This is a genomic window from Polaromonas sp. P3_A5 (assembly GCF_056403055.1).
In genome coordinates this window covers 1-636 of record NZ_JBFUGF010000010.1, presented here as the reverse complement: position 1 = coordinate 636, position 636 = coordinate 1, and the positions used below count along the sequence as shown (strand labels likewise).

Genomic DNA, 636 nt, shown 5'->3' with positions numbered 1-636 from the left:
GAAGCGTTCCATCCAACGGGGTTTTACCCTGATCGAATTGATGATCGTCGTGGCGATTATCGGTATCCTGGCTGCGGTGGCTCTGCCTGCCTATCAGGACTACACCATTCGTGCGAAAGTGTCTGAAGTGATTCTGGCTGCATCACAGTGCCGTACCAGCATCACGGAAACTGTTCAATCTGCTGCCAGTACGGTTCTGCCGATCGCCAATAACTGGGGCTGTGAAAAGAACGCCAGCGGCGCCGGTACGGCTGCAAGCGCGCCTTCGAAATATGTCTGGTCCATCGTAACGGATGCTGTCGGTAAAATCACTGTTCTCACGATGGATGCGACCAATGCGCCTGACCTGAAGGACGCTGCTAATAAAACAGTTCAACTGGTTCCGTTCAAGGATTCCACCGCTACGTTGACGAGCACCGATGTTGGCGCAACCATCTTCAAGTGGGTGTGTGGCCCCGGATCGACGGGTACCGCAATGCCTACGAAATACCTCCCAGGTTCTTGCCGGGGCTAAAACCTGATTGCTGCGTAACGCAGCAATTCATGGGTTAACAAGCGGCGCGTCTTTGACGCGCCGCTTTTATTTGGGCAAAAGTTGTCCGATGGAGTCCGACAGTTGATTTCTGAAATCTGAAA

1 protein-coding gene is annotated in these 636 nt (G+C 53.1%); it reads left to right on the top strand.

Annotated features, from left to right (window positions below; all coding sequences use genetic code 11):
- Positions 1-514, top strand: a 514-nt coding sequence (locus tag AC1DU8_RS22755; protein ID WP_477727285.1) for a pilin, incomplete at its 5' end; no start/stop codon positions are given.
- Positions 515-636 lie beyond the last annotated feature (122 nt).